This is a genomic window from Cellulomonas sp. P24, from assembly GCF_024704385.1.
In the GTDB taxonomy this organism is placed as follows: Bacteria; Actinomycetota; Actinomycetes; order Actinomycetales; family Cellulomonadaceae; genus JAJDFX01.
Genome location: NZ_JAJDFX010000002.1, coordinates 312037 through 329025 on the forward strand (window position 1 = coordinate 312037; position 16989 = coordinate 329025).

14 protein-coding genes and 1 pseudogene are annotated in these 16989 nt (G+C 71.4%); 1 reads left to right on the top strand and 14 read right to left on the bottom strand.

The features are described from left to right. The first annotated feature begins 177 nt into the window (after window positions 1-177). Window positions 178-670: pseudogene (locus LJB74_RS01555) on the top strand (YbhB/YbcL family Raf kinase inhibitor-like protein). A 113-nt stretch (window positions 671-783) separates the two neighbouring features. Here the strand turns inward: LJB74_RS01555 and LJB74_RS01560 are convergent. The 14 genes from LJB74_RS01560 to LJB74_RS01625 all read right to left on the bottom strand — a co-directional run bounded on the left by LJB74_RS01560 (window position 784) and on the right by LJB74_RS01625 (window position 16922). Further along, the gene (locus tag LJB74_RS01560) at window positions 784-1263 is read right to left on the bottom strand and encodes a DUF779 domain-containing protein (protein ID WP_259306882.1); all 480 of its coding nucleotides are present in this window, start codon (window positions 1261-1263) and stop codon (window positions 784-786) included. Between the two features lies 1 nt (window position 1264). Further along, complete coding sequence (adhP, locus tag LJB74_RS01565) at window positions 1265-2275, bottom strand: alcohol dehydrogenase AdhP (protein ID WP_259310248.1); 1011 nt, start codon at window positions 2273-2275, stop codon at window positions 1265-1267. 215 nt (window positions 2276-2490) lie between these two features. Further along, a complete protein-coding gene (adh, locus tag LJB74_RS01570; protein WP_259306883.1) occupies window positions 2491-4014 on the bottom strand; it encodes an aldehyde dehydrogenase in 1524 nt (507 codons plus the stop codon). Window positions 4015-4214: 200 nt separating this feature from the next. Continuing rightward, window positions 4215-5672, bottom strand: a complete 1458-nt coding sequence (locus LJB74_RS01575; RefSeq protein ID WP_259306884.1) for a GAF domain-containing protein — start codon at window positions 5670-5672, stop codon at window positions 4215-4217. A 171-nt stretch (window positions 5673-5843) separates the two neighbouring features. Next, window positions 5844-6458, bottom strand: coding sequence for a hypothetical protein (locus LJB74_RS01580; protein ID WP_259306885.1), 615 nt, complete (start codon window positions 6456-6458; stop codon window positions 5844-5846). Further along, on the bottom strand, window positions 6455-7792 hold the full coding sequence (locus tag LJB74_RS01585; protein WP_259306886.1) for a hypothetical protein: 1338 nt from the start codon (window positions 7790-7792) through the stop codon (window positions 6455-6457). The genes LJB74_RS01580 and LJB74_RS01585 overlap by 4 nt, the downstream gene beginning before the upstream one ends. Before the next feature lie 26 nt (window positions 7793-7818). Then, window positions 7819-8604, bottom strand: coding sequence for an ABC transporter ATP-binding protein (locus LJB74_RS01590; RefSeq protein ID WP_259306887.1), 786 nt, complete (start codon window positions 8602-8604; stop codon window positions 7819-7821). Beyond that, entirely contained in the window at window positions 8601-9461 is an 861-nt protein-coding gene (locus LJB74_RS01595) for a hypothetical protein (protein WP_259306888.1), read from the bottom strand. Before LJB74_RS01595 ends, LJB74_RS01590 begins: the two co-directional genes overlap by 4 nt. Then, on the bottom strand, window positions 9458-9964 hold the full coding sequence (locus tag LJB74_RS01600; protein WP_259306889.1) for an RNA polymerase sigma factor: 507 nt from the start codon (window positions 9962-9964) through the stop codon (window positions 9458-9460). The genes LJB74_RS01595 and LJB74_RS01600 overlap by 4 nt, the downstream gene beginning before the upstream one ends. 245 nt (window positions 9965-10209) lie before the next feature. Next, window positions 10210-11043 (bottom strand): RNA methyltransferase, encoded by an 834-nt coding sequence (locus LJB74_RS01605; protein WP_259306890.1) that lies wholly within the window; start codon window positions 11041-11043, stop codon window positions 10210-10212. Window positions 11044-11082: 39 nt separating this feature from the next. Continuing rightward, the gene (locus LJB74_RS01610) at window positions 11083-13122 is read right to left on the bottom strand and encodes an ABC transporter ATP-binding protein (protein WP_396125104.1); all 2040 of its coding nucleotides are present in this window, start codon (window positions 13120-13122) and stop codon (window positions 11083-11085) included. Beyond that, window positions 13119-14852 (bottom strand): ABC transporter ATP-binding protein, encoded by a 1734-nt coding sequence (locus tag LJB74_RS01615; RefSeq protein WP_259306891.1) that lies wholly within the window; start codon window positions 14850-14852, stop codon window positions 13119-13121. Before LJB74_RS01615 ends, LJB74_RS01610 begins: the two co-directional genes overlap by 4 nt. 85 nt (window positions 14853-14937) lie before the next feature. Then, on the bottom strand, window positions 14938-15609 hold the full coding sequence (locus tag LJB74_RS01620) for a TetR/AcrR family transcriptional regulator (RefSeq protein ID WP_259306892.1): 672 nt from the start codon (window positions 15607-15609) through the stop codon (window positions 14938-14940). 89 nt (window positions 15610-15698) lie between these two features. Next, complete coding sequence (locus tag LJB74_RS01625) at window positions 15699-16922, bottom strand: SPFH domain-containing protein (protein WP_259306893.1); 1224 nt, start codon at window positions 16920-16922, stop codon at window positions 15699-15701. Window positions 16923-16989 lie beyond the last annotated feature (67 nt).

Sequence of the window (16989 nt, forward strand, 5' to 3'; positions counted from 1 at the left end):
TTCGAACATGTGTTCGAAGGCCTCCAGTAGACGGCGGCGCGACCCCTCGTGTCAATCGCGGGCGCCCTCGACCACCCGCGTCTACGGTGAGAGAGCACGCCACCACCGTTCGGACACCTGGGGGACCCCGTGAGCACGTTCTCGTTCGACCGCCCGACCGCACCCGACCCCTACCTGATGCTGCCGACCGTCCCCGCCTTCACCGTGACCAGCACGGACCTGACCGACGGTGCGCCGATGCCCGCCGCGCACACCAACGCGGGCGACAACCTGTCCCCCCAGCTGAGCTGGGAGGGTTTCCCACCGCAGACCCGCTCGTTCGTGGTGAGCTGCTTCGACCCCGACGCCCCCCACCCCGGCCGGGTTCTGGCACTGGACGGTGGTCGACCTTCCCGCGAGCGTCCACTCCCTGCCCACCGGGGCCGGGTCGGCATCGGGCGAGCGGCTCCCCCATCCCGCCTTCCAGTCCCACAACGACGGCGGCAGCGCGGGCTACATCGGGGCCGCACCCCCGTCAGGTGACCGGGCCCACCGCTACGTCTTCGCAGTGCACGCCCTCGACGTCGAGACCCTCGGCCTCAACCCCGACACCAGCCCCACGGCGGTCGCCTTCACCGCGCTGTTCCACACGATCGCCCGGGCGACGATCACGGCGACGCACCAGGAGTAGCCGGCACGACGAGGAGTCGGCCGTTCACGCCGGTGCCCCACCGGCGTGAACGGCGGTCAGGCCGCCGCATCGCAGAGCCCTCGTCGTCACACCCCGGTCAGGGCGCCGACCGGTCAGAACGCCCAGCTCGTCGCCGCGTCCGCGTCATCGGTCGGCGCAGCGGCGTCGAGCGCCCGTTGCTCCTCGTCCGTGAACAGCCGGGATCGGATGAGGAACCGCACCCCCTCCGGCGCCTCGAGGGAGAACCCGGCTCCCCGTCCGCTCACGACGTCGATCGTCAGGTGGGTGTGCCGCCAGTACGCGTACTGGCTGCGACTCATCCAGACCGGGACCGTGACCGCACGAGCGTCTCCCGACCCGGCGAGGACGAGGTCCCCCAGCCGGATGTCGGCATCACCCGTGAGGAACTCACCGGCCGGGTAGCACATCGGCGACGACCCGTCGCAGCAACCGCCGGACTGGTGGAACATCAGCTCGCCGTGCTGGGCGTGCAGCCGGCGGAGCACCTCGACCGCGGCCTCGGTCACCCCGACGCGTGCCGGCGCCGCGACGCGTTCCGGCACCGCTCGGGGCTGCTCCTCCTGCGGTGGCACGTCAGTACCGGATCACGACGCGACCGTCGATCGCCCCGTGCCTCATCTCGTCGAAGACCGTGTTGATCTCGCCGAGCCCGCGCGTGGACACCGTGGGGTGGATCTGACCCCGGGCGTAGAAGTCGAGCGCTTCCTCGAGGTCCTGCCGGGTCCCGACGATCGAGCCACGGACCGTGAGGCCCTTGAGCACGATCTCGAAGATCGGGGCGGGGAAATCGCCCGGTGGCAGACCGTTGAACACGATCGTGCCGCCGCGTCGGGCCATCCCGATCGCCTGACCGAAGGCCGACGGGTGCACGGCCGTGACGAGCACCCCGTGGGCGCCCCCGGTCTCTCGCTGGACCACCTCGGCCGGGTCGTCGACGAGCGCGTTGACGACCAGCTCGGCACCGTGCTTCGTCGCGAGCGCGAGCTTGTCGTCAGCGATGTCGACGGCGACCACGCGCAGCCCCATCGCCCGCGCGTACTGCACCGCGATGTGGCCGAGGCCGCCGATGCCGGAGATGACGACCCACTGCCCGGGCCGTGCCTCGGTCATCTTCAGCCCCTTGTACACGGTGACCCCGGCGCACAGGATCGGGGCGACCTCGACCAGGTCGACGCCGTCCGGGATGCGGGCCGCGAAGCGCGAGTCCACGAGCATGTACTGCCCGAACGACCCGTCGACGCTGTACCCGCCGTTCTGCTGCTGCTCGCACAGCGTCTCCCACCCGGTGCGGCAGTACTGGCAGGTGCCGCACGCGGACCAGAGCCACGCGTTCCCGACGAGCTGGCCGATCGCGAGGTCGGTGACACCCTCGCCGAGAGCGACGACGGTGCCGACGCCCTCGTGGCCGGGGATGAAGGGTGGCGACGGCTTGACCGGCCAGTCGCCCTGGACGGCGTGCAGGTCCGTGTGGCACACGCCGCTGCTGATGAGCTTCACCAGCGCCTGACCGGGCCCTGGCCGGGGAACGGGGACATCCTCGACGGTGAGGCCTGCCCCGAGCTCGTGGACGACTGCTGCCGTCATGGTCGACATCGTGGTGCTCCTTGCTTGTCGGTTGCCTATCGGTTCGCTGTCAGTCGCGCGTCGGCTGCGCGCCGGCGCCTGTCGTCGTTCTGGTCCTCGGTGAGGTGAGGACCGTGCGGGTCGGGTGGCCGCCCACGTCGCTCCGACGTCCGGCCGGAGCGACGTGGGCGAGGCTCACGCCCCGACCCGGGTGCGCGGGTCTGGCCGGTCCGGGCTCAGAAGAAGCCGAGCTTCTGCGCCGAGTACGAGACCAGCAGGTTCTTGGTCTGCTGGTAGTGGTCGAGCATCATCTTGTGGTTCTCACGGCCGATGCCCGAACCCTTGTAGCCGCCGAACGCCGCAGCGGCCGGGTAGGCGTGGTAGCAGTTGGTCCAGACCCGACCGGCCTGGATCTCGCGGCCGGCACGGTAGGCGATCGTGCTCTCGCGCGACCACACACCGGCGCCGAGCCCGTACAGCGTGTCGTTGGCGATCGTCATCGCGTCGTCGTAGTCGGCGAAGCTCGTCACGGCGAGCACGGGGCCGAAGATCTCCTCCTGGAAGATCCGCATCGAGTTCTTGCCCTCGAAGATCGTCGGCTGCATGTAGTACCCGCCGGCGAGGTCGCCGTCGAGCACGTTGCGCTCACCACCGGTGACCAGCCGGGCACCCTCGGCCGTGCCGATGTCGACGTAGCTGAGGATCTTCTCGAGCTGGTCGTTCGACGCCTGCGCGCCCATCATCGTCTCGGTGTCGAGCGGGTTGCCCTGCCGGATCGCCTGCGTCCGCGACACGGCGTCGCCCAGGAACCGGTCGTAGATCGACTCCTGGATGAGGGCCCGGGACGGTGCGGTGCAGACCTCGCCCTGGTTGAAGGCGAACATCGTGAAGCCCTCGAGCGTCTTGTCGTAGTAGGCGTCCTGCTCCCGCGCGACGTCCTCGAAGAAGATGTTGGGGCTCTTGCCGCCGAGCTCGAGCGTGACCGGGATGAGGTTCTGGCTCGCGTACTGCATGATCAGGCGGCCCGTCGTGGTCTCACCCGTGAAGGCGATCTTGCGGATCCGCGGGGAGGAGGCGAGCGGCTTACCGGCCTCGACGCCGAACCCGTTGACGACGTTGACGACGCCCGGCGGCAGCAGGTCCGCGATGAGCTCCATGAGGACGAGGATCGACGCGGGCGTCTGCTCGGCGGGCTTGAGCACGACGCAGTTGCCGGCCGCGAGCGCCGGCGCGAGCTTCCACACCGCCATGAGCAGCGGGAAGTTCCACGGGATGATCTGCCCGACGACGCCGAGCGGCTCGTGGAAGTGGTAGGCGACGGTGTCCTCGTCGATCTGCGAGATCGAGCCCTCCTCGGCTCGTAGGGCACCGGCGAAGTACCGGAAGTGGTCGATCGCGAGCGGGATGTCGGCCCCGACCGTCTCGCGGATCGCCTTGCCGTTGTCCCAGGTCTCGGCGACCGCGAGCATCTCGAGGTTCTGCTCCATGCGGTCGGCGATCTTGTTGAGGATCACGGCCCGTTGGGTGGCGGTGGTCTTCCCCCAGGTGCGGGCCGCACCGTGAGCGGCGTCGAGGGCACGCTCGATGTCGGCCGCGTCCCCGCGGGCCACCTCGGTGAACGTGCGACCGGTCACCGGTGTCGGGTTCTCGAAGTACCGCCCGGAGGCCGGGGCGACGTACTCGCCGCCGATCCACTGGTCGTAGCGTTCGCGGAAGGTGGCCAGGCTGCCCGGTTGACCGGGTGCTGCGTAGATCGTCATGGAAGACCTCCGTGCAGATCGCTGGGTGCCGCGGCGGCGGACCCAGGGGCGCCGCACCGTTGCGGCGCTCCACGAGGTGGACGTTAGGTCGGTGCACGTTGCACGGACGTTGCACGGCGGCGTCGCGCGACAGAGCGACGGCAAGCGACCGGACGGCGGCAGGCGACGCGGTACGGCGGTGCACGGCGTCACACGCCGGCTCAGGGCCGCAGGACCCGGATCCCCGGCCTCGGATGGCTCGCCGACCGCTCCGCGCCACGACGCGGACCGGTGGAGCCCAGCGAGCGGTCGAGCACGTCCACGTGGGCCCGCGCGCGGATCCACGTCGGTGATCCCGCGGGGACGAGGCACAGCAGCGCGTTCCACGCCTCCCAGTCGTCCGACCCGGCGGGCCCATGGGTCCAGGCCTCGAGGGCGCGGACGTCGTGCGTCCGGGTCAGCGCGGCCCGGACCTCAGCGGCCAGCTCTTCCCGCAGCGCGACGACTCCGGGGGCGTCGGACCTGGGGAGGACCGGTCCGGAGTACGCGCGGACCGCCGCGAGCACGTCGCCTCGCGCGAGCTGCTCGCGCACCTCGTCGACGGTCGTGCGCACGGCGGCGGCGAGCCGGTACGGACGCGACTCGCCGATCAGGGGTCCGACGGCGCGACGCAGTCGTGACATCTCGGCGCGGACGGTGACGGCCGAGGACGTCTCGCCGTAGAGGCGCACGGTGAGCTCGTCGCCGCTCAGCCCGTCCGGGTGGGTCGCGAGCATCAGCAGCAGCTCCGCGTGCCGGAGCGTGAGCGGTCGCCGCTCGCCGTCGACGACGAGCGCACCGGACGAGGTCCCGAGCACCTCGAGACGATGCGGCTCGCGCTGGTCTCCCGACCACGCCATGGATCGACTCGCGGTCCTGCCGGTGGTGCGCCTGCCTGGACCGCGGTCCGCCTCGGCGTCGGACAGCCGCAGGTGCAGCGCGCGGACCGCGAGCTCGGACTCCATCGCCGCGACCGCCGACCGCACGAGGGACAGCATCAGCGGTGACGCCGCAGGGGCACGACCGGTGATGTCGAGGACGCCGATCATCCGCCCGGTCGTCGGGTCGTGCACGGGCGCCGCGGTGCAGCTCCACGGCTGGACGGCGCGGGCGAAGTGCTCGGCGGTGAAGATCTGCACCTCGTGGTCGCTCGCCAGAGCCATCCCGGGGGCGTTCGTGCCGGCATCCTGCTCGGCCCAGCGCGCCCCCTCGACGAATCCCACGTTCTCGATGTCGCGGCGGACCGCACGATCACCGTCCACCCAGAGCAGCCGACCCGAGACGTCGGCGAGGGCGACGACCATCCCGTCCGACCCGGTCCCGTCGATCAGCAGGCGCTGGACGACCGGCATGAGCGGTGCGAGGACGTGGGCGCGGCGGTAGGCACGCAGCTCGGCCGGTGCGAGGTCCATCGGTGGGACGGGACGTTCCGGGTCGATCCCGCTGCTGCGGCTCCGGAGCCACGAGTCGAGCACGACGCGGCGGACGGTCCCGAGCTTCCCCGGGCGACCGCCGACCTCACCGGGCGCTGTCGAGCCACCGGCCAGGAACTGCTCGTGCGCGGCGCGCAGGCGCGAGGCCAGCTCGGCGGGGTCGGAGCCGACCGGCCACGCCGCCCATGGGCTCGTCGTCCTCGTCACGCGATGGATCCCCCTCGACGTCGCTGTCGGGCGGTACGTGCGCGAACCGGGCCGCGCACCCCGTCGAAGAATAACCCCGGCACTCGCCGTTGTAGTACGCCCGTACCGGCGCGAGCCGGCAGCTCTCGTGGTGCCGTCCGTCAGGACGGCACCATCGGCGCGCACGGCGGGTCAGGGAGCGGTGCTCACCCTGGCCCCGCATCGGGCGTGGACCGCGAGACCGGTCACCCCGAGCACGAGCGCCGCGACCCCGGCCGCCCGCCCATCGGACGGCTGGACCTGCCAGGTCAGCACGGCCGCGGACGTCGCCGGATCGGTGGGCCCGCGGGTGAGCGCGACGATCGCCAGGACAAGCGCGGGGACCCAGCTGGCACGCGCGCCGATGATCGACGCGGTGAGCGCGACGAGCCCGACCTCGCCGACGACGCCCCGGACGAGCGCCTGCGCACCGAGTCCCTGAGGCACCCAGCCGCCGGTCAGCGCGAGCAGAACTGACGCCAGCAGCGTCAGGATGGCGAGCGGTCCGGCACGCAGCGCGGCCCAGCGCGATCGGGTCGAGAGCTCGAGCCCGTCGTCGGCCCCGGAGAACGTCGAGGAGATGAGGACGGCCGCGACGAGCGGCGCCATGACCGTGAGCATCAGCAGGTTCGCGGAGCCGGCGCCCCCGGAGTCGCGAGCGAGCGGGGTCCCGAGCGCCCAGGAGGTGGCCGCGAGCGCGCCCAGACCGGCGGTGATCCCCGGGATGCGGCGGGCCCGCGCGTGCAGCACCAGCAGTCGCACGTTCATGAGATGCCCGCAAGTGCGTCGAGCACCTTCTCGTCGCACGGTCCGGTCGAGCGAGCCGCCGTCAGGTAGCGGCCGAGCCAGGCCCGCCGTTCGGTGAGGGTCATGGCATCGAGCGCCGAGCTGAGCCGCGCGCTCACCTGGGCTGCCTCCGAGGTCAGACGGTACCTCGCGTCGGAGCCCCCGCCGAGCAGCCTGCCGGCTGAGGTCGCGAGCGCCGGGGCGTTCGTGCGGAACCGACTCGTGCCGCTCGTCTGATCGCACTGCAGGCTCACGACGTTCGCGATCAGGTTGTCGTCCTGCAGGCGGCCCCATTCCAGTCGCCCGCGCAGGTCGCTGTCGAGGGAGAAGAGATACACGGTCTGCGCATCTGGCGAGTACTCCCCCTGCGGCGCCTCACGGATCACTGTCGGGATCCCGTCGATGCCGCCGAGCCCGCCGAGCCGGAGCCAGAGCGCGTCGACACGTGCCGTGAGGTCGTCGAGCAGGAAGGCCGACACCTGGCTCACACAGACCCGAGGAGCGTCGCCGCGACAGACCTCGCGTGTCGCGGCACTGCTCAGCGGCCACCTGTCCTGCCCGGGGCCCTGGGCGAGAGGGATCGCCACGACCACGGCCATCACGGCAGGCAGGAGCGCCCACCAGCGCTGCCGAGCGCCCGCGACCAGCAGAAATGCCCCGGTGAGTGCCGCGAACCACAGGACCTCGAGGACACCGCCGTTCGACGACAGGTTGAGGACCCGGGCTCCCCATTGCGGAGGAGCGGGCGAGAGCCACATCGAACCGTCGTTGACCTGTCCCGAGTCCAGGAAGGCGAGGACGTAGAGCACGACGATCGCCGCCACGGGTGCGGTCCCCCGCCACGGCACGAACCTGCCGATCACGACCCCCGCCGCGGCGAACGTCCCGACCGAGACGGCAGCGACGACCGGGTGCCAGACGCGGCCTCCGTCGTACGACGCGACGCGGGCGACGAGCACGGCCGCCACGGCCCACACCAGGACCAGCCCGGCCGTCGCACCGAGGGTCATGGCTCCCCAACCGAGAACGATCCGCTGCCACGGCGGGCGCGCGGTGGACCCGAGCAGCTCGCCCATGCCTCGTCGACGGTCGCGCCCGGCCGCCCAGATCGCACCGGCGACGACGGCCGGGCCGGCGAACTGGAGAGCGCTGCGGAGTGCGACGCCGAGGCCGATCCAGGTGCCGCCCCACGTGCCGGCCCCGGGCGGCGAGAGGACGAAGACCCCGTAGACGAGTCCGGCGGTCGCGGCGACCCCCGTCGTCACGGCGCTCCCGCGGAGGACCTCGGTGCGCAGGACCCGTGCGATGCCCGGCACCCGTCGGCCCGACGATGCCGCGACCATCAGCGCGGCCCCCGAGCCGCCCGCAGGACGGCGGTGTACCCGCGCTCCGCCGGGGTGTCACCCGCGGCGCCGACCCACGCACCACCCGCCCCTGCGGCGGCGAGCTCGTCCGGCGTCCCGCGGAACACCGCACGCCCGGCGTCCAGGAGCGTCACGGTGGAGCACGCCGCGGCGACGTCCTCGACGAGGTGGGTGCTGACGAGCACGCACGAGTCGACCCCGATCTCACGCAGCAGTGTGCGCAGGGCGACCCTCTGCTCAGGGTCGAGCCCGGCGGTCGGCTCGTCGAGCAGGAGCAGGTCCGGGTCGTTGACGATCGCCTGCGCGATGCCGACGCGGCGCAGCATCCCTCCGGACAGCGACCTCATCCGGTCCTCGGCCCGGTCGGTCAGCCCGACCCGCTCGATCGCGCGGTCCACCGCGATCGGTACCTGCGGGCCGGGTACCTCCTTGAGCCACGCGATGTACTCGACGAACTCCCGCACCCGGAACCGCGGGTAGAACCCGAAGGTCTGCGGCAGGTACCCGAGGCGACGGCGCGCGTCCCGCTCGACCTCGCGTCCGTCGAGCGCACCCCCGAGCAGCCGCACGCTGCCCGACGACGGCGCGACGACGGTCGCCAGGACTCGCATGAGCGTCGTCTTGCCCGCGCCGTTGGGGCCGAGCAGGCCGTGCACGCCCGGGCCCAGCGTGAGATCGAGCCCGTCGAGTGCGCAACGCCGGCCGTAGGTCACGACCAGATCCTGCACGTCGACGTGCGGCGCGAGGTGGGTGGACAGGGTCACGAGACCTCCCGACCGAGGGGCAAAGGACGACGTGAGAACGCGTCTCGACGTGTGACGAGGGCCATGCCGCCGAGGAGCAGGACGACGACCCAGAGCGGTACGACGCGGTCCTCGAGCAGCACGGGTGTGGACTCGGTGAGACCTGGACCGATCACGGCCACCAGCCAGCCGACGCCCACACCGACCGCGGCCCGGGAGAGCTCGACGAACGACCCGAGCGCGAGGGCAAGCGTGGTCAGGGCCAGTGACGGCAGCAGCCAGACGGCAGGTGCGGTCTTCCCGACGACGAGCCCGGCGACGAGCACGGCCGGCAGGCTCACCGTCAGGACCGCCAAGGTCCGCCAGAGCACCAGCCCGAGACCGGCGGTCGCCGTCGAGGCGACGAGCTCGCGTGCCGGGTCGAAGGCCCCGTAGGAGAGCGCGACGCCGGCGAGCGGCAGCAGCGGTGCGACGACGAGCAGCAGGCCGCCCGGCGACGCCCATCCGGCCGTGAACCCTGACCCGTGCCCTCCGGCACCACCCAGCACGACGGCCGCCGCGACGGTGGCCAGAACGGCCACCAGCCAGGCTGCTCGGGGACCACCTCCGCCGGTCGAGAGGAGCCAGGCCCGATGCGCGGCCGTCGGTCGGGGGGTGTGCGACGGCGCGGGCAGGTCGTCGAGCAGCCGGCCTCGGACGTCGGCCAGGAGCGTTCCGACCTCCGTCCCCTCGACCACCCGGGCAAGGTCACGTCGGCAGCGCGGGCACTGGCCCAGGTGTGCCTCGACGGACCAGGCGTCGGCGTCACGCACGCGGTCCTCCGCGTACGCGCGCAGGACCGCGTCCGGCACGTGCCAGGTCGTCGGGGTCTCGGTCATGCCAACGCCTCCCTCATCGCGCGTCGTGCACGCATCGCGCGGGTCTTGACGGTGCCCTCGGGCAGCCCGAGCAGCACCGCGGTCTCGCGGGTCGACAACCCGTCGAGAACGGTTGCCTGGAGCACGGCGCGCAGCTCGGGCGACAGCCGGTCCAGGGCGACGGCGACCCGGTCGTCGTAGGTGTCCCGCAGCGCCTCGTCCTCCGCGGAGGCGGTCGCCGCACGTTCGTGGTGAGACTCGCCGACGGTCCGCACCCGCACGGTCGTTCGCCGGTGCGCGTCGATGAGGCGACGGGAGGCGATCGTCCACAGCCACCCGCCGACCTGGTCGACGCCGCGGTACGTCCCTGCGGACCGCCAGACCGCGAGGAAGGTCTCCTGGAGGAGGTCCGCGGCCAGCTCGTCGTCGCGGCACCTCCGCCGCAGCCGGACGGCGAGCCAGGGGGCGTGCCGCGCGTAGACCTGGTCGAAGGCTCCACGGTCGCCCCCGGCGACACGACGCATCAAGGCGTCGTCCGACGCCTGCTCGTCCCCCCTGGCTACCCCTCACACCTCACCTTGACGCACACGACGACGGTCCGGTTCACGAGACCGATCACCGACACGGGCCGCGCCCAAGGGGCGGCAGCCAGGGCGCGACATCAGTACCCCGGGAGCGCGAGGTACAGCCGCGGCTCATCCGGCGTGCGCAGCGGGAGCACGATCAACGCCGTGATGCCGAGCTCAGCGGCCGATAGCGGGCCCACCGGTCATCCTGTCCGCGTCGCCCAGAACGCGACCGCCGACGCCGCGGCGACGTTGAGCGAGTCGACCCCGCCGGCCATCGGGATCCGCACGACGGTGTCGGCCCCGGTGATGGTCCCCGGGCGCAGCCCGTCACCCTCGGTCCCGAGCACCAGCGCCAACCGCTCGGGGATGTCGGCAGCAAGCTCGTCGAGGGTGATCGACCGGTCCGTGAGCGCCAGCGCGGCAGTGACGAACCCGGCGGCCCGCAGCACCTCGATGCCGTCCGGCCACGGGTCTATGCGCGTCCACGGGACCTGGAAGACGGTGCCCATCGACACGCGGACGCTCCGCCGGTAGAGCGGGTCCGCGCACCGCGGGGTCACCAGGACCGCGTCGACGCCGATCCCGGCGGCGCTCCGGAAGATCGCCCCGACGTTGGTGTGGTCGACGATGTCCTCGAGCACCGCCACCCGCCGCGCGCCACGACCTCCGCGAGCCGACGCCAGCACATCCGCCACGGTCGGCAGCACGGGCCGGTGCATGGCGGCGAGCGCACCGCGGTGCACATGGAACCCGGTCACCTGCTCGAGCAGCTCCGGGGCTGCGACGTAGACCGGCACGTCTCCCCCACCGGGCACCGCGGCAAGCATCTCCTCGACGTCCGGCAGCCAGCGGTGCGCGAGGAGCACGGACCTCGGCCGGTGCCCGGCCTCGAGGGCACGCCGCAGCACCGTCGAGCTCTCGGCGATGTACAGGCCCTTCTCCGGTTCGCTCTTGGAGCGCAGGGCGACGTCGGTGAGGCCGGTGTAGTCGGTGAGCCGCTCGTCGGCGGGGTCGTCGATCGTGATCACGGGCACGCGGTGATTCTCCCCCACCGCGCGCCCGTGACCTGCCGATCAGTCGACCGGTGCCACCGCTGCGGCGAACTGGCTCGCGTACAGGCGGGCGTAGGCGCCGTCGGCCGCGATCAGCTCGTCGTGAGACCCCTGCTCGACGATCGAGCCGTGCTCCATCACGAGGATGATGTCCGCGTCGCGGATCGTGGAGAGCCGGTGCGCGATCACGAAGCTCGTCCGGCCGACCCGGAGTGCGTTCATCGCCTGCTGCACGAGCACCTCGGTGCGGGTGTCCACCGAGCTGGTCGCCTCGTCGAGGATGAGCAGCGCCGGGTCGGCGAGGAAGGCGCGCGCGATCGTCAGGAGCTGCTTCTCGCCGGCGCTGACCCCGGTCGCCTCGTCGTCGATCTCGGTGTCGTAGCCGTGCGGGAGCGTCCGGACGAACGGGTCGACGTGCGTCGCGACGGCCGCGGCCACCATCGCCTCGTGCGTCGCATCCTCGGCGCCGTAGCGGAGGTTGTCCGCGATCGTGCCACCGAAGATCCAGGTGTCCTGCAGGACCATCCCGACGTTCGAGCGGAGCTCGTCGCGGGTCATCGTGGACACGTCGACGCCGTCGAGGGTGATCCGGCCCGAGTCCACCTCGTAGAACCGCATGAGCAGGTTGACGAGCGTCGTCTTGCCCGCGCCGGTCGGTCCGACGATGGCGATCGTCTGACCCGGTTCGGCGACCAGCGACAGCCCCTCGATCAGCGGCGTCTCCGGCGTGTAGCTGAACGAGACGTCCTCGAACGTCACGCGTCCGCGGACCGCGCCGTCGACGTGCGCGGGGGTCTCCGGGTCGGGCGACTGCTCGTCGGCGTCCATGAGGTCGAAGACACGCTCGACCGACGCCACGCCGGACTGCAGCAGGTTCATCATCGACGCGATCTGGGTGATCGGCTGCGTGAACTGGCGCGAGTACTGGATGAACGCCTGCACGTCGCCGAGGGACAGCGTTCCGGAAGCCACCTTCAGGCCACCGACGACGGCGATGACGACGTAGTTGAGGTTCGCGATGAAGCCCATGGCCGGCTGGATGATGCCGGAGACGAACTGCGCCTTGAAGCTCGCGTCGTACAGCTCGCCGTTCTGCTCGTGGAAGGTGTCGATCGCCCGCTGCTGGTGGCCGAACACCTTGACCAGGGCATGACCGGTGTACATCTCCTCGATGTGCGCGTTCAGGCGCCCCGTCCACGACCACTGCGCGACGAACTGCGGCTGGGACCGCTTGGCGATCGCCATCGTCACGACGAACGACAACGGCACCGTCACCAGGGCAACGAGCGCGAGCACCCACGAGATCCAGAACATCATCGCCAGCACCCCGATCACCGTCAGGACCGAGGTGATCAGCTGCGAGAGGGTCTGCTGGAGGGTCTGGCTGATGTTGTCGATGTCGTTGGTCACGCGGGAGAGCAGCTCACCGCGCGGCTGGTGGTCGAAGTAGCTCAGCGGGAGGCGGGCGAGCTTGGCCTCGACCCGCTCACGCATGTCGTACACCGTCGACTGCACGACGGTCGTCGTGATCCGCGCCTGCAGCCAGCCGAACAGGAACGAGCCGACGTAGATCGCGGCGACCCAGGCGAGCAGGACCCCGAGGGCGTGGAAGTCGATGCCCTTGCCGGGCACCAGCCCGGTCATGCCGGAGATCAGGTCCGCGACCCGGTTCTGCCCCGCGGCACGCAGGGTCTCGACGGCCTGCGCCTGGGTGGCCCCGGCCGGGAGCTGCTGCCCGAGCACGCGCCCGACGACCCCCGCGAAGATGACGTTGGTCGCGTTGCCGAGGAGCTTCGGCCCGGTCACCGCCAGGCCGACGGACGCGACGCCGAGCACCATGATCACCGCGATCCGGAGGCGCTGCGGTCGCAGCTCCCGCAGGAACCTCTTCCCGCTGCCGCGGAAGTCCATGGACTTCTCGGCCGGCATGCCGAGGCCGCCCATCGGCCCGTGGGCGCGTTGCCCGGCGCCCATGCGTGCAGGTGCGGCAGGTGCGGCAGGTGCGGTACCGGAGCCTGCTCCGGTCGGACGGTCGGAGGGGCCGGGTCGGACGGCGCTCATGCGGCCTCCTCGACCGACAGCTGGGAGTACACGATCTCTTGGTAGGTCTCGCACGTGGCGAGGAGCTCGGTATGGGTGCCACATCCGACGATGCGCCCCTCGTCGAGGACGATGATCTGGTCGGCGCCGCGGATCGTCGCGACACGCTGCGCGACCACGATCACGGTCGCCTCGCGGGTCGAGGGCACGAGGGCGGCGCGCAGGGCGGCGTCGGTCGCGTAGTCGAGGGCCGAGAACGAGTCGTCGAACAGGTAGATCAACGGTCGACGTACGAGGGCGCGCGCGATCGCAAGGCGCTGGCGCTGCCCTCCTGACACGTCGGTGCCGCCCTGCGCGATCGCGGACTCGAGCTCGCCGTCACGTTCACGGACGAACCCGTCCGCCTGGGCGATCCGCAACGCGTCCCACAGGTCCTCGTCGGTCGCGTCCTGGTCGCCGTAGCGCAGGTTCGACGCCACCGTCCCGGAGAACAGGTAGGGCTTCTGCGGCACGAGGCCGATCATCGACCAGAGCACGTCCGGGTCGATGTCCTTGACGTCGACCCCGTCGATCAGCACGGAGCCGGCCGTCGCGTCGAAGAGCCTCGGCACCAGCCCCAGCAGGGTCGTCTTGCCGGACCCGGTGGAACCGATGATCGCGGTCGTCCGGCCGGGCTCGGCGAGCAGGGAGACGTCCTGGAGGACGGCCGCCTCGGCGCCGGGGTACTGGTAGCCGACGCCGCGCAGCTCGACGACGCCGCGGCGTTCGACCGGTCGCACCGGACGTTCCGGCGGGACCACGGTCGTCCCGGTGTCGAGGATCTCGCCGATGCGGTCGGCCGCCACGGCCGCGCGCGGCACCATGATCAGCATGAACGTCGACATCATGACGGCCATGAGGATGTACATGATGTAGCTGAGGAACGCGGTCAGGGCACCGACCTGCATCCGGCCGGTGTCGATCTCGTCCGCACCGAACCACAGCACCGCCACGCTCGTGGCGTTCATGACGAGCATCACGGTCGGGAACATCAAAGCCATGAGCCGACCGGCGCGCAACGAGGTCCACCGCAGGTCCTCGTTCGCGCTCGCGAACCGACGCGCCTCGTGCTTCTCCCGGACGAACGCCCGGACGACCCGGATGCCGGAGATCTGCTCGCGCAGCACCCGGTTGATCGCGTCGATGCGCTTCTGCATGAGCCGGAAGTACGGCACCATCCGCCAGATGATCAGCCCGACGACGACGCCGAGCACCGGCACCGCGACGAGCAGCAGCCGGGACAGCAGGACGTCTTCGCGCAGGGCCATGACGACGCCGCCGACCAGCATGATCGGCGCCATCACCATCATCGTGAAGGTCATCAGGACGACCATCTGGACCTGCTGCACGTCGTTCGTCGTGCGGGTGATGAGCGTCGGTGCGCCGAACTGGCCGACCTCGCGCGCCGAGAACGTCTGCACGTGGGTGAACAGCGCCTCGCGGACGTCTCGACCGAACGACATCGCGGTCCGCGCACCGTAGTACACGGCGACGATCGCACAGATCACCTGGACCAGGCTGATCCCGAGCATCACCGCGCCGGTCCGCATGATGTAGCCGGTGTCGCCGGTGATCACCCCGTTGTCGATGATGTCGGCGTTGAGGCTCGGCAGGTACAGCGTCGCCAGGGTCTGGACGAGCTGCAGTCCGAGGAGCAGCAGGATCGGCTGCAGGTACGGACGCAGGTACTGCCGCAGCAGTCGCATCAGCATGGGTGTGGCTCCCGGTCTCGGAGAGGTACGAGGTGAACGGCGCCGTGTCGCCGGGGCGCCGGCCGGTTCGGCTGAGGCACGAGGGTCATGGGTGGTCGGGCTCGGTCAGGATGCCGCGCACGAGCACCGCCGCCACCTCTGCCGGGGCGAGGGGTGGGTGGTTGCCGATCCAGGGGAGCTGACCAGCCACGACGAGAGTCTGCATGAGGTCCACGACACGGTCCACAGGAATTCGCAGGCGTGGCAGGTCGGGTCCGATCACGTCGGTGATCGACTCGACGAGGAACGCGTGACCTTCCTGGAGCCGCGCGTGCCGGGCCGAGTGGTCGGGAGCCTCGCCGGTCAGCTGTGGATGCCGCACGACGATCGTGCGCATCAGACCCATGAGCTCGACGATCACGGCCATGCGGGAGTTGCTGACCTCGATCACGCGGGCCAGCCGTTCCTCCAGCGGGAGCGTCCGGTCGATCGCGAGCAGCTCGACCCGGCCGGGACCAGGTTCGGTCGCCAGCTCGATGCCGTGACGGACAGCGGCGGCCAGGAGTGCCGGCTTGTCCGGGAAGACCCGGAACAGTGTTCCCTCGGCGACGCCGGCCGCATCGGCGAGCTCGCGGGTGCTGACGTCGAGCCCACGCTCACGGAGCAAGGGCACGACCGCGGTGAGGATCTGCGCGCGTCGGTCGTCGGGCGTCAGCGGCGCGGCACGCCCCGACCTGCCGCGCGCGCACGCGGCTGTCGGGTCATCCGTCGTGGTCACGGCGACAGACTAACTGAGTGAGCACTCACTCACAAGTGTTGATCGCGTCGCGCCCGACCGGGTCGAGGTCGGGCGCGACGCTGTCGCTGCTACTCCGTCGGCGGTTCCGCCTCCGGTGCCGCAGGCACGTCAGGATCGGCCTGCGGAGTGCGGGGCCGAGGGCTGCTCGGCCCCTGACCTGCCTCGACGGACTTGTCGAACGGACGACCGCTCAACGTCCCGGCGCTCGTCGCGTCGTCAGTGGCGGCCTTGAGCTCACGCTGCGCCTGGGCGAGCGCCTCAGCCGGGTCGAGCAGCAGCGACGCCGTGAGCAGGTCTCCACCTGCGTACACGCGACGCCGACGCTCGCTCCGGGTGCTCTCCTCGGGCGCCTGCTCGCCCGCCTGCTCGCCCGCCGCGGCCGCTCCGAACGGGCTCGAGCCCTCGCCGGCGAAGCCGCGGACCAGCTGACCGAGCGACCCGGTCAGCTCGGACGGGAGGATCCACACCTTGTTCGCCGGGCTCGCGGCGATCTTGGGCAGCGTCTGGAGGTACTGGTACGCAAGCAGCTTCGGGTCGGCGTCGCCCTCGTGGACGGCGTCGAAGACGCGGAGGATGGCCCGCGACTCCCCCTCGGCCGTGAGGATCGCCGCCTGGGCGGCCCCCTCGGCCCGCAGGATCGCGGCCTGCTTGTCACCCTCGGCCGTGAGGATCTGCGACTGCTTGACGCCCTCGGCGGTCAGGATCGCCGCACGACGGTCACGCTCGGCGCGCATCTGCTGCTCCATCGAGCCCTGGATGCTCTGCGGCGGATCGATCGACTTGAGCTCGACCCGGTTGACGCGGATCCCCCACCGGCCGGTCGCCTCGTCGAGCACGCCACGCAGCTGGCCGTTGATCTGGTCGCGGCTCGTCAGCGTCTGCTCGAGGTCCATCGAGCCGATGACGTTACGGAGCGTCGTCACGGTGAGCTGCTCGATACCCATGATGTAGTTCGCGATCTCGTACACCGCGGACTTCGGATCGGTGACCTGGAAGTACAGCACCGTGTCGATGCTCACGACGAGGTTGTCCGACGTGATGACCGGCTGCGGCGGGAACGACTGGACCTGCTCACGCAGGTCGACACCGGCACGGATGCGGTCGACGAACGGGATCAGCAGGTGGAGCCCGGGCTCCAGGGTGCGCGAGTACCGGCCGAGCCGCTCGATGACGAGCGCGGTCGCCTGCGGAACGATCCGCACGGCGCGCACGAGCGTCACCACGACGAAGAACGCCGCGAGGACCAGGACGATCAGTCCGAGGACCTGCTCCGGTGCGAGGTCGTTGGTCATAGTTCTCCTTCTCCCGGCGCCGGTTCGGCGCAGTGGGCGCGCGACACCCGAGTGGGCATCGCACGTG

Bases quoted from the DNA above. Each gene is read 5' to 3' on its own strand.
- adhP (WP_259310248.1), bottom strand. From the start codon at position 2,275: ATGACGGCAGCAGTCGTCCACGAGCTCGGGGCAGGCCTCACCGTCGAG.
- adh (WP_259306883.1), bottom strand. From the start codon at position 4,014: ATGACGATCTACGCAGCACCCGGTCAACCGGGCAGCCTGGCCACCTTC.
- LJB74_RS01580 (WP_259306885.1), bottom strand. From the start codon at position 6,458: ATGAACGTGCGACTGCTGGTGCTGCACGCGCGGGCCCGCCGCATCCCG.
- LJB74_RS01595 (WP_259306888.1), bottom strand. From the start codon at position 9,461: ATGACCGAGACCCCGACGACCTGGCACGTGCCGGACGCGGTCCTGCGC.
- LJB74_RS01600 (WP_259306889.1), bottom strand. From the start codon at position 9,964: ATGCGTCGTGTCGCCGGGGGCGACCGTGGAGCCTTCGACCAGGTCTAC.
- LJB74_RS01610 (WP_396125104.1), bottom strand. From the start codon at position 13,122: ATGAGCGCCGTCCGACCCGGCCCCTCCGACCGTCCGACCGGAGCAGGC.
- LJB74_RS01615 (WP_259306891.1), bottom strand. From the start codon at position 14,852: ATGCTGATGCGACTGCTGCGGCAGTACCTGCGTCCGTACCTGCAGCCG.
- LJB74_RS01625 (WP_259306893.1), bottom strand. From the start codon at position 16,922: ATGACCAACGACCTCGCACCGGAGCAGGTCCTCGGACTGATCGTCCTG.